The 11,520-nt window shown below is 68.3% G+C and carries 12 protein-coding genes; 6 read left to right on the forward strand and 6 right to left on the reverse strand.

Annotated features, from left to right (window positions below):
- Positions 1–100 precede the first annotated feature (100 nt).
- Together M0G41_RS13190 and M0G41_RS13195 are read right to left on the reverse strand one after the other, a co-directional pair.
- A complete protein-coding gene (locus M0G41_RS13190; RefSeq protein WP_248210165.1) occupies positions 101–2,146 on the reverse strand; it encodes a sodium-translocating pyrophosphatase in 2,046 nt (681 codons plus the stop codon).
- A 162-nt stretch (positions 2,147–2,308) separates the two neighbouring features.
- A complete protein-coding gene (locus tag M0G41_RS13195) occupies positions 2,309–3,571 on the reverse strand; it encodes a 6-phosphofructokinase (protein WP_248210166.1) in 1,263 nt (420 codons plus the stop codon).
- Positions 3,572–3,721: 150 nt separating this feature from the next.
- Here M0G41_RS13195 and M0G41_RS13200 point away from each other — a divergent pair, with 150 nt between their 5' ends.
- The 5 genes from M0G41_RS13200 to M0G41_RS13220 all read left to right on the forward strand — a co-directional run bounded on the left by M0G41_RS13200 (position 3,722) and on the right by M0G41_RS13220 (position 7,725).
- Positions 3,722–4,303, forward strand: coding sequence for an adenylate kinase (locus tag M0G41_RS13200; protein ID WP_248210190.1), 582 nt, complete (start codon positions 3,722–3,724; stop codon positions 4,301–4,303).
- A 28-nt stretch (positions 4,304–4,331) separates the two neighbouring features.
- On the forward strand, positions 4,332–4,850 hold the full coding sequence (locus M0G41_RS13205; protein ID WP_248210167.1) for a hypothetical protein: 519 nt from the start codon (positions 4,332–4,334) through the stop codon (positions 4,848–4,850).
- Positions 4,847–6,205: a UDP-N-acetylmuramate:L-alanyl-gamma-D-glutamyl-meso-diaminopimelate ligase gene (mpl, locus tag M0G41_RS13210; protein WP_343226490.1), complete on the forward strand. Its 1,359-nt coding sequence runs from the start codon at positions 4,847–4,849 to the stop codon at positions 6,203–6,205. Before M0G41_RS13205 ends, mpl begins: the two co-directional genes overlap by 4 nt.
- A gap of 53 nt (positions 6,206–6,258) precedes the next feature.
- Positions 6,259–6,834, forward strand: a complete 576-nt coding sequence (locus tag M0G41_RS13215) for an LON peptidase substrate-binding domain-containing protein (RefSeq protein ID WP_248210168.1) — start codon at positions 6,259–6,261, stop codon at positions 6,832–6,834.
- Positions 6,835–6,903: 69 nt separating this feature from the next.
- Entirely contained in the window at positions 6,904–7,725 is an 822-nt protein-coding gene (locus M0G41_RS13220; protein WP_248210169.1) for an SDR family oxidoreductase, read from the forward strand.
- 10 nt (positions 7,726–7,735) lie between these two features.
- Here the strand turns inward: M0G41_RS13220 and hemL are convergent, their stop codons facing one another.
- Both hemL and thiE read right to left on the reverse strand, forming a co-directional pair.
- The gene (gene hemL, locus M0G41_RS13225; protein WP_248210170.1) at positions 7,736–9,025 is read right to left on the reverse strand and encodes a glutamate-1-semialdehyde 2,1-aminomutase; all 1,290 of its coding nucleotides are present in this window, start codon (positions 9,023–9,025) and stop codon (positions 7,736–7,738) included.
- Positions 9,022–9,612: a thiamine phosphate synthase gene (thiE, locus tag M0G41_RS13230; protein ID WP_248210171.1), complete on the reverse strand. Its 591-nt coding sequence runs from the start codon at positions 9,610–9,612 to the stop codon at positions 9,022–9,024. Before thiE ends, hemL begins: the two co-directional genes overlap by 4 nt.
- A gap of 132 nt (positions 9,613–9,744) precedes the next feature.
- On the opposite strand from thiE, the gene M0G41_RS13235 reads away from it, so the two are divergent.
- Positions 9,745–9,930 (forward strand): rubredoxin, encoded by a 186-nt coding sequence (locus M0G41_RS13235; protein ID WP_248210173.1) that lies wholly within the window; start codon positions 9,745–9,747, stop codon positions 9,928–9,930.
- 4 nt (positions 9,931–9,934) lie between these two features.
- Here the strand turns inward: M0G41_RS13235 and M0G41_RS13240 are convergent, their stop codons facing one another.
- Positions 9,935–10,771, reverse strand: coding sequence for a SirB1 family protein (locus M0G41_RS13240; RefSeq protein WP_248210174.1), 837 nt, complete (start codon positions 10,769–10,771; stop codon positions 9,935–9,937).
- 36 nt (positions 10,772–10,807) lie between these two features.
- On the reverse strand, positions 10,808–11,284 hold the full coding sequence (locus M0G41_RS13245) for a DUF192 domain-containing protein (protein ID WP_248210177.1): 477 nt from the start codon (positions 11,282–11,284) through the stop codon (positions 10,808–10,810).
- Between the last annotated feature and the right edge of the window lie 236 nt (positions 11,285–11,520).

The following is an 11,520-nucleotide window of genomic DNA, read 5'->3' on the forward strand; positions in this document are numbered from 1 at the left end:
AGGGGGCGCGGTTGCGTAAAAAGAAGAAGGCCCGCATCGCGCGGGCCTTCTTCGTGCTTTTGCCTCGACGGGCGACTCCCGGTCGCCCGCCGCGATGCCATCAGAGCAGCGGCACCAGCAGCAGCGCCACGATGTTGATGATCTTGATCAGCGGATTGACCGCCGGACCCGCGGTGTCCTTGTAGGGATCACCCACGGTGTCGCCGGTGACCGAGGCCTTGTGCGCCTCGCCGCCCTTGCCGCCGTGGTTGCCGTCCTCGATGTACTTCTTGGCGTTGTCCCAGGCGCCGCCGCCCGTGGTCATCGAGATGGCGACGAACAGGCCGGTGACGATGGTGCCGATCAGGAGGCCGCCGAGCGCCTGCGGACCGAGCACCAGGCCAACGATCACCGGGACCGCGACCGGCAGCAGCGAGGGGATGATCATCTCCTTGATCGCCGACTTGGTCAGCATGTCGACGGCACGGTCGTACTGCGGCTTGGCCGTACCCTGCATGATCCCGGGGATCTCGCGGAACTGGCGGCGCACCTCTTCGACCACCGAGCCCGCTGCGCGGCCGACCGCCTCCATCGCCATGGCGCCGAACAGGTAGGGGATCAGGCCGCCGATGAACAGGCCGATGATCACCATGTGGTTCGACAGGTCGAAGCGCATGGCCTCGTAGGCCACGCCCTCCGCCGCCGCCTTGGCCGCACCCAGCGCATCGAGGTTGTGGGTGTAGTCGGCGAACAGCACCAGGGCCGCAAGCCCGGCCGAGCCGATCGCATAGCCCTTGGTCACCGCTTTGGTGGTGTTGCCCACCGCGTCCAGCGGATCGGTGACCGCGCGCACTTCGGGCGGCAGCTCGGCCATCTCGGCGATGCCGCCGGCGTTGTCGGTGATCGGGCCGTAGGCGTCCAGCGCGACGACCATGCCGGCCATCGACAGCATGGCGGTGGCGGCGATGGCGATGCCGTACAGGCCGGCCAGTTCATAGCAGCCCCAGATCGCCGCGCACACCGCCAGCACCGGCCAGGCAGTGGACTTCATCGACACGCCGAGGCCGGCGATGATGTTGGTCGCATGACCGGTGGTCGAGGCGTGTGCCACATGGCGCACCGGCGCGAACTCGGTGCCGGTGTAGTACTCGGTGATCCAGATGATCACGCCGGTCAGCACCAGGCCGATCAGCGCGCACCAGTACAGGCTCATTGCGCCATCACCCATCAGCATCGTGGTGATCGGATAGAACAGGCCGGCGGCGATCACGCCCGACACGATCACACCCTTGTACAGCGCGCCCATGATCGAGCCACCGTCGGTGGTCTTGACGAAGTAGGTGCCGATGATCGAGGCGATGATCGAGGCGCCGCCGAGGACCAGCGGGTAGAGCACAGGATTGCCTCCGATGCTGGCCGCCATCAGGCCGCCGAGAAGCATGGTGGCGATCACGGTGACCGCATAGGTTTCGAACAGGTCGGCCGCCATGCCGGCGCAGTCGCCGACATTGTCACCGACGTTGTCGGCAATCACCGCCGGGTTGCGCGGGTCATCCTCCGGGATGCCGGCTTCGACCTTGCCGACCAGATCGGCGCCGACGTCCGCACCCTTGGTGAAGATGCCGCCGCCGAGGCGGGCGAAGATGGAGATCAGCGAGGAGCCGAAGGCGAGGCCGATCAGTGCATGCAGGGCCTTGTCGGAGGTCACGCCCATTTGCATCAGGATGCCGTAGTAGCCGGCCACGCCCAGCAGGCCGAGCCCGACGACCAGCATGCCGGTGATGGCACCGCCCTTGAAGGCCACCGCCAGCGCCTTGTCGATGCCGCCGCGCGCAGCCTCGGCGGTGCGTACGTTGGCGCGAACCGAGATGTTCATGCCGATATAGCCGGCGGCGCCCGAGAGCACCGCGCCGAGCACGAAGCCGATCGCGGAGTACCAGTCGAGGGCGAACCCGATTACAACGAAGAGGATGGCCCCGGCAATCGCAATCGTGCCGTACTGCCGGTTGAGATAGGCCCGCGCGCCCTGCTGGATCGCACCCGCGATCTCCTGCATGCGCTCATTGCCCGCCGGCTGTTTGAGGATCCAGCCGATCGATACCGCTCCATAGATGATCGCGAGCACGGCGCACCCGATCGCGATCAGAAGTCCATATTGCTCCAGCATGTGCTCTCCCCGGCTTGGCTAGATAAATGAACGGCCGCTGAAATCGCGGCCGCACCCGAGTATAGCCAAAGGTTCCGATGGCACCCGCCGCAGTGCAGCACGGCGCCCGGTGCTGGCGCTGCGACGCGCCGGCGGGGCCGGTGGAGGAGGCGCCCCGGTGGGTCAGCCGTCGCTGAGCGAGTAGTCGGCGAGCTTTCTGGCCACCGCCACGTTCTTCAGCCTCACGTAGGCGGGCAGGCCGTCCTTGCCGTAGGGCGGCGACGCCTCGCCGCGGATCAGCGGGGCAAGGTATTCCCGGCAGGCCGCCGTGATGCCGTAGCCGTCACGGCGGATGTAGCCCTTGGGCATCTTCTTCTCGTGGTTGGCCACCTTGGTCAGCGGGGCCGGGACGATCTTCCAGCGGTAGGGCGCGCTCGAGCTGCGCTGGATCACCGGCATGACGCCGTGCTGGCCGGCCAGCGCGTACTCGACCGCCTTTTCCCCCACGGCCCAGGCGTGATCGTGGTCGACCTGGGAGGCGAGGTGCCGCGCCGAGCGCTGCAGGTAGTCCGGCACCGCCCAGTGGACCTTTATGTTCAGGTTGTCCTTGACCAGGGCGGCGATCGCCGGCCCGACGCCGCCGAGCTGGCTGTGACCGAAGGCGTCCTTGCCGCCGGCCTCGGCCACAAACCGACCGTCGGCATGGCGCAGCCCCTCGGAGACCACCACCGTGCACCAGCCGACCTTGTCGACCGTGGCCTTCACCTTGGAGAGAAAGGTCGTCTGGTCGAAGGCGATCTCGGGGAACAGGATCAGGTGCGGCGGGTCATCCGCCTCGCGCTGGGCCAGGCCCGCGGCAGCTGCGATCCAGCCGGCGTGGCGGCCCATCACCTCCATGACGAAGACCTTGGTCGAGGACTCCGACATCGAGGCGACGTCGAGGCAGGCTTCCAGCACCGAGACCGCGGTGTACTTGGCCACCGAGCCGAAGCCCGGGCAGCAGTCGGTGACCGCGAGGTCGTTGTCCACGGTCTTGGGCACGCCGATGCAGGCCAGCTCGTAGCCCAGCTGGCGGCTGACCTCGGCCACCTTCAGCGAGGTGTCGGCCGAGTCGTTGCCGCCGTTGTAGAGCAGGTAGCGGATATCGTGGGCGCGCAGGACCTCGATCAGGCGCTCGTAGTGGCGGCGGTCGGCCTCCAGCGACTTCAGCTTGAATCGGCAGGAGCCGAACGCACCGCCCGGGGTGTGGGCGAGGCCGCGGATGGCGGCGGCCGACTCCTTCGAGGTGTCGATCAGGTCCTCGCGCAGGGCGCCGATGATGCCGTTTCGCGCGGCATAGACCTTCAGCCCCTGGGCCCGGGCGGTGCTGATGACCGCCGCGGCGGTGGTGTTGATGACGGCGGTGACGCCTCCGGATTGGGCGTACAGCAGCTTTCCACGGGCCATGCGGGACTCCACGAGGGTTTAAATTGACTTGCCGGAGCCGGGCGGCTAGCGTTGGCCCGTTTCGCGCTGCGGCGCTCCGCCAGTGTAGCGGGAGCGGTCTTTTCCGCCAGCGCGCCCGAATTCCCTTTGGCTTTTCAGGAAACACCCACGATGCGACTGGTCCTGTTGGGAGCGCCCGGTTCGGGCAAGGGCACCCAGGCAACCCGGCTCAAGGAGGCACTCGCGGTGCCGCACATCTCCACCGGCGATCTGCTTCGGGCTGCGGTGGCGGCGGGTTCGCCGCTGGGCCAGAAGGCCAAGGCCGTCATGGAGCGCGGCGAGCTGGTGTCCGACGAAATCGTCCTCGGCATGCTCGAGGAGCGCCTCGGCCAGAGCGATGTGGCCAAGGGCTTCATCCTGGACGGCTATCCGCGCAATCTCGCCCAGGCCAACGCCCTGGACGCGCTTCTGAACCGGATCGGCCAGCCGGTCGACCTCGCCGTCCAGCTCGACGTCGGTACCGAGCTGCTGATTCAGCGCATTGCCGGCCGCGCCCAGGCCGAAGGTCGTGCCGATGACAATCCGGAGTCGGTGCGCAATCGCCTGCGCGTCTACACCGACCAGACTGCCCCGGTGATCGACTTCTACCGCGGCCAGGGGAAGCTGGTCTGCGTGTACGGCGTGGGCAGTATGGAAGAGGTCTCGCAGCGCGTCATCGACGCGATCAAGGGCCATCAGCCCGCGAAAGCCTGACCGTTTCTCGCCTGCCGTGGCACCCGTGGTGCGCGTGCTGCTGGACCTGTGCCTGCTTCGCCGCGGGCCACAGGACCTGCCCTATTCGCCGACCCTGACCCGCAACCTGGTGCTGGTCGGGCTGGGCTGCGATCTGCTCTACGTCTCGCTGCTCGAGGTGCCCGGCGCGCTGCCGCGGGTGGGCTTCGGGCTGGCGATGGCCCTGCTGGTGCCGTGGCTGCTGCTGAGCTGGCGCCGTCACAGCGAGCGCTACGCGCAAACGCTGGGTGCCCTGGTCGGTACCGGCGTGCTGTTCACCCTGGCCTTTCTGCCGATTGCACTGTGGGCTCAGCAGCACGCACCGCCGGAAGGCGTGAAGGAGCTGACGCGGGAGCAGATTGCCGCCGGCTGGATGGTCCTCGGCATGCTCGGCTGGAAGCTGGCGGTCAATGGCCACATCCTGCGCCACGCGCTCGACCTGCCGCGCGTGGCCGGGCTCGCACTGGCCCTGGCCTGGTTCCTGGTCGAGTTCAACGTCGACCGTCTGCTGTTCGGAGTCACCGAGTGAAACTGCATGTCCTGGGCGTGTGCGGCACCTTCATGGGCGGCGTGGCGGCCCTTGCCCGCGAGCGTGGCGACGCCGTCGAGGGCAGCGACCAGAACGTCTATCCGCCAATGTCGACCCAGCTCGAGGCCCTGGGCATCGCCCTGCGCCAAGGCTATCTGCCCGAGCACATCGGCGCCGACGTCGACCAGGTGGTGGTCGGCAATGCGCTGTCGCGCGGGAATCCCGCGGTTGAGGCGCTGCTCGACTCCGGCCGTCCCTACACCTCGGGCGCGCAGTGGCTTGCCGAGCAGGTCCTGCCCGGGCGCCGGGTACTGGCGGTGGCGGGCACCCATGGCAAGACCACGACCAGCAGCCTGCTGGCCTGGATCCTCGAGCATGCCGGACGGTCGCCGGGGTTCCTGATCGGTGGTGTGCCGCAGAACTTCCCGGTCTCGGCGCGGCTGGGCGCAGGAGACTGTTTCGTGGTCGAGGCGGACGAGTACGACACCGCCTTCTTCGACAAGCGCTCGAAGTTCGTCCACTACCGGCCCGAGGTCGCCATCCTCAACAATCTTGAGTACGACCACGCCGATATCTTCCCCGACCTTGCCGCCATCCAGCGCCAGTTCCACCATCTCGTGCGCACGGTGCCGCGCAAGGGCAGACTGGTGGTGAACGCCGAGGACGCCGCGCTTGAAGCGGTACTGGCGATGGGCGCCTGGACCCCGGTCGAGCGCTTTGCCATCGACCGCGAGGCGGACTGGACCGCCCGCCTGGCCGAGCCCTCCGGCGCCCGCTTCGAGGTGCTGCACAAGGGGCGCCCGCTCGGCGAAGTGACCTGGCCGCTGTTCGGCCGGCACAACGTGATGAATGCGCTGGCAGCGGTGGCTGCCGCGGCGGCGGTGGGCGTCGATCCGATGGCGGCGCTGGCCGCCCTACCTGGCTTCGGCAGTGCCCGCCGACGCCTGGAAAAGCTGGCCGAGCGCGACGGGATCGTGGTCTACGACGATTTCGCCCACCATCCCACGGCCATCACCACCACCCTCGAAGGCCTGCGCGCCACGCCGGGTGGCCGCGTGCTGGCGGTGCTTGAGCCGCGCAGCAACTCGATGCGACTGGGCGCCCACTCCGCCGCGCTGGGTCCGGCGCTGCGTTCGGCCGATGCGGTCTTCCTCCTGCGTCGTCCGGAACTGCCCTGGGACGCCGAGGCGGTCCTCGAAGGCCACGCCGGACCGGGCGCGGTGGCAGCCAGCGTCGATGCCCTGCTTGAGGCGGTGCAGGCCGAGGTACGCCGCGGCGACCGGGTGGTCTTCATGTCCAACGGCGGATTCGAGGCCGCCCCGCAGCGCTTCGCCCGCTGGCTGCAGGAGCGCTGATCTCGCCGCGGCGTTGACGCGACTTTGCGCTGCATCCGACGTAACCTCCCCGCATGGTCCAGCTCGCCCTGTTTCCGCTCAACACCGTCCTCTTCCCCGGCGGCGAACTGCGGCTGCGGATCTTCGAGCCGCGTTACCTGTCGATGGTCCGTGACTGCACGCGCGACAACCTGCCCTTCGGCGTGTGCAGGATCCTGCACGGACAGGAGATCGGTGAGGCTGCAGTGCCGGCCGCCTACGGCACCGCGGCGCGGATCGTCGATTTCCACGTCGATGATCGCGGCCTTCTAGGAATCGTCACGCACGGCGAGCGCCGCTTCCATGTCGAGGAGCCGCGCCTTCGCGATACCGGCCTGCTGGTGGCCAGGGTGAACTGGATCGAGCCGCGCTGCGAGCCGCTGCAGCCCGAGCACGCCCTGCTGGCCTCCCTGCTTGAGCGCATGCTGGAGCGTGCCGGTGGGCTGCACGCCAAGGCCGGGCCGTCGCTCTACGACGACGCCGAGTGGGTCGGCTTCCGGCTCTGTGAGCTGCTGCCGCTGGATGACGACGAGCGCCAGCACATGCTCCAAGTCGACAATCCGCACCAGCGCCTGCAGCGCCTGCTCGAGCTGCTGCCCTCGATGGCCTGAAAGCCATCGAACACCGTCCCCGGCGGCAGTCGGTAGAGTAGTCGCAGACCCCATCCATCGGAGAACTCCATGAGCGCTAGCCTGGCCGGCAAGACCCTGTTCATCACCGGCGCCTCGCGCGGTATCGGTCTCGCCATCGCCCTGCGTGCGGCCAAGGAAGGGGCGAACATCGCCATCGCGGCGAAATCCGCGGTCGCCAACCCCAAGCTGCCCGGCACGATCCACTCCGCTGCCGCCGAGGTCGAGGCAGCCGGCGGGCAGGCGCTGGCCCTGCGTTGCGATATCCGCGAGGAGGACGAGGTGCAGGCGGCGGTGGCGGCGACGGTCGAACGCTTCGGCGGCATCGACATCCTGGTCAACAACGCCAGCGCGATCTGGCTGAAGGGTCTCGCCGAGACGCCGATGAAGCGCTTCGACCTGATGCAGCAGGTCAATGCCCGCGGCAGTTTCCTCTGCGCTCAGGTCTGCCTGCCCCATCTGCGCAAGGCGTACAACCCGCAGATCCTTACCCTGGCGCCGCCACCGACGCTGGCGCCGCGTTGGTGGGGGCCGCATACCGGCTACACCCTGGCCAAGATGGGCATGAGCTTCGTCACCCTCGGGCTGGCCGCCGAACTCGGCCCGCAGGGCATCGGCGTCAGCGCGCTGTGGCCACAGACGGTGATCGCCACCGACGCGCTGAAGATGATTCCCGGCGTCGATGAAGCCGGCTGCCGCACGCCGCAGATCGTCGCCGACGCCGCGGCGGTGATCCTGGCAAGGCCTGCGGCCGAGAACAACGGCCGCTTCTTCCTCGATGAGGCGGTGCTGCGCGAGGCCGGGGTCGAGGACTTCTCGGCCTACGCGGTCGACCCCGATCAACCGCTGCTCCCCGACCTGTTCCTCGACTGATCCGGCAGGCTCAGCCCGCTGCGACCTTGGCGAAGGCGCGCCGCGCCGCCTCGACGGTGGCGGCGATCTCGTCCTCGCCGTGGGCCGAGGACAGGAAGCCGGCCTCGAAGGCGGAGGGCGCGACGTAGACGCCTTCCTCGAGCATGGCGTGGAAGAAGCGGCGGAAGGCCGCCACGTCGCTGCCCACGGCCTCGGCGAACGAGGTCGCCGGCGACTCGCGGAAGTACATCCCGAACATGGCGCAGGAGCGGCTGGTCGAGAAGGTCACGCCGGCCTCGCGGGCGGCCGCTTCGAGGCCATCGCAGAGCCGGTGGGTGGCGGCCTCGAGTCGCTGATGGAATCCCGGCGCCTGGATCAGCTTCAGCGTAGCCAGGCCCGCGGCCATGGCCACAGGATTCCCGGACAGCGTTCCTGCCTGGTAGATCGGCCCGCTCGGTGCGACCTGACGCATCAGCTCGGCCTTGCCGCCGTAGGCACCGACCGGCATGCCGCCGCCGATGATCTTGCCGAAGGTCGACAGGTCGGGGCGCACGCCATAGCGCTCCTGTGCGCCGCCCAGCGCGACGCGGAAACCGGTCATCACCTCATCGAAGATCAGCACGGCGCCGTGGCGTTCGCAGAGTTGGCGCAGGTGCTGCAGATAGCCTTCGTGCGGCAGGATGCAGTTGGCATTGCCAACGATCGGCTCGACGATCAGCGCGGCGATCTCACCGCCGACCTCCGAGAAAAGCTGGGTGGCCGCCTCGAAGTCGTTGTAGGGCAGGGTGCTGGTCAGGTCGGCCAGCGCCTTGGGCACGCCTGGCGAGTCGGGTACGCCAAGGGTCAGCGCGCCGGAGCCGGCCTTCACCAGGAAGGAGTCGCCGTGGCCGTGGTAGCAGCCCTCGAACTTGACGATCCGCGGGCGGCCGGTCGCGCCGCGGGCCAGACGGATCGCCGACAGCGTGGCCTCAGTGCCGGAGTTCACCATGCGGACCATCTCGCAGCTTGGCACGATCCGGCACAGGGCCTCGGCCATCTCCACCTCAAGCGCGTTCGGTACGCCGAAGCTCAGCCCGTTGCCCATCACCGCGCGAACGGCCTCGAGCACTTCAGGATGGGCGTGACCGGCGATCATCGGTCCCCAGGAGCCGATGTAGTCGATGTAGCGCTTGCCCTCGACATCCCACAGATAGGCGCCTTCCGCGCGCTGGGCGAAGAACGGATCACCACCGACCGACTTGAAGGCGCGCACCGGTGAATTGACGCCACCAGGCATGCGCTCTCCGGCGCGGGAGAACAGGTCGCGGTTGCTCTGGGTCATGGGGAAGAGGACTCCTTGCAGGATGAAAAGCAGTCGTTGATGGCGCGCAGCGCGGCGGTCGGATCGGGGGCGTTCCAGACCGCGCCGATCACCGCCAGCCAGCGTACGCCGCGGGCAATCAGCGGCGCGGCATTGCCGGCGTCGATGCCGCCGATGGCCACGCAGGGCACCGGGGATCCGCGCCATTCCTCGAACAGCGTCAGAGGCGCGCGGTGTGGCGTCGACTTGCTGGTCGAGCCGTAGACCGCGCCGAAGGCTACATAGGTCGCGCCTTCGCCCGCCAGCCGCCGCGCACGCTCGGGGTCCGCGTAGCAGGATACGCCGACCCAGGCCTCGGCTCCGAGCAGGTCGCGCGCCTTCGCGATGCCGCCGTCCTCGCGTCCAAGGTGCACGCCATCGGCGCCGATCCGGGCCGCGAGCCCCGGGTCGTCATTCACGATCAGTGGAACGCCATGTTCGGCACAGGCGGGTAGCAGCTGTCGGCCGAGGCGTTCACGCTGTGGCGCGTCGAGGTGCTTGCTGCGCAGCTGGAGCACCGAGATGCCGGGCTCCAGCAGGCGTCGCACGTCGCCGTCGATCTGGTCCACGGAGCCGCGATCCGGCGTGATGAGGTAAACGCCCGGGCGAACCGAGGAGGGTGTAATCATGGGTGGCTTGGCCGCCATGGCGCCGCGTGGGAAAATCGCCGGGGATTGTCGCCCAAGGCCACCGGAGAAGTCATGAACGCCCCTGCCGTCACGTACAAGACCTACATGTGCGTGGTCTGCGGCTTCCTCTACAGCGAGGCCCAGGGCCTGCCCGAGGAAGGCATCGCCCCCGGCACCCGCTGGGATGACATCCCGGACACCTGGACCTGCCCCGACTGTGGCGTGGGCAAGGAAGACTTCGAGATGGTCGAGGTCTGATCCTCTATTGCAGGCTGATCCGCTGCGAGGCGGCCTCGATCAGCGCCTCGCGCACCGAATCCGCGTCGCCGGCCTCCGGCACCCGGGACAGGTACTGGCGCAGATCGGCCACCGCATGGGGCCCGAGCCCGAGGCGCAGGTAGAACAGGCCACGGTCGCGGACGTCCTCGATCGATGACAGGCCCTTGCCGACCAGACGGTCGGCGCAGCGCAGCGCCTTGTCCCACTGCTCGCTCTCCGCGTAGATGCCCTTCAGGTTGCGCAGCATCCGGCCGACGATCGCCCCGTTGCTGGCCGGGGTCAGCATATGGAACAGCTGCTGGTCGTCGATATCGCGGTCGCCGAAGTGCGGCTGGGCACGCTGGCGCAGCTCGTCGATGCCCACCGAGCGTCCGCGGTGGTAGGGATCCATCACCAGGATGCCGTCGCCCATCGGCACGCGCACCAGGAAATGGCCGGGGAAGGACACACCCTCGAGGTCGAGGTCCAGGGCCCGCGCGCACTCGATCTGCAGCACCGCGAGGGAGATCGGGATGCCGAGTTTCCGCTCCAGCACGTCATTGATATAGCTGTTGCGCGGGTCGTAGAACTCGTCGTGGTTGCCGGAGAAGCCCTGTTCGACGAACAGGAACTCGTTCAACGCCTGGATCTTCTCGCCGGCCGGCGCGGCGGCGTCGACAGTGGAGCGCAGGGAGTCGGCCAGCGTGTGCAAGGCATGCTCGACCTCCCTCGCGTCCAGCTCGGGGTACTCGTCGAGGGCGATCTCCAGTACGGCCGGCAGCAACTCGATATCGCCGCCATCGCGGCTCGACTCCGGGCTCGGGGGCGTGGCGCTCTTCATCGTCATGCTCCTGATATGGACCCGCCCCGCAATCGATCAAGGGGCGCAGGCTGGCAACGGCGTGAGCTTGGGTGCGCGCTCACACAATAGCGCATCGCTGCCGATGCCCAGCTCCCGGGCCCGCCCTGCATTCAACTCCAGCACGTATCGCGCCGGGCCCTCACTCGGATAGCTCTCGCAGAAGTTCGTGCGGCAGGGAGGCACATCGCGCTGGATCGAAACCAGGCGCCCGGCCGCGTCGAAATAGAGGATGTCGAGGGGGATCAGCGTGTTCTTCATCCAGAAGGCCTGTGGGTAGGCGCTCTCGAACACGAAGACCATGCCTTCGTCGCGGCCCAGCGTCTTGCGGAACATGAGCCCGCGCATGCGCTCGTGGTTGTCGTCGGCGACCTCGGCGTTCACCGGATGCCCACCCACCTCGACGACCGTGGTCGAAAGGCGCGCCTCCGCGGTGGGTGGCGAACTGGCGCAGGCGAGCAGAAGGGCTGAAAGGACGGGCAGGGCGCTGCGCACGAGATGGCTCCTCCGGTCAGGCTGACTCGACTCTATCCGAGAGCGATGCGCGATGTCGTGCACGAGGGGGCTTTTCATTTCGTCTCGATTCCTGCATAGTTCGCGGCCCTTCAGCGGGGCGGTCTTTCGGGGCGGCGAAGCGGGAGGGACCGGAGTAGAAAAGTTCGTTTGAGGGTATTGACGGACTTCGGAAACGGTGTAAGATGTGCGGCTCGGTTGGACGGAAACGTTCGATC

Origin of the sequence: Pseudomarimonas salicorniae (assembly GCF_023156535.1) — a bacterium.
Lineage (GTDB): Bacteria > Pseudomonadota > Gammaproteobacteria > Xanthomonadales > Xanthomonadaceae > Pseudomarimonas > Pseudomarimonas salicorniae.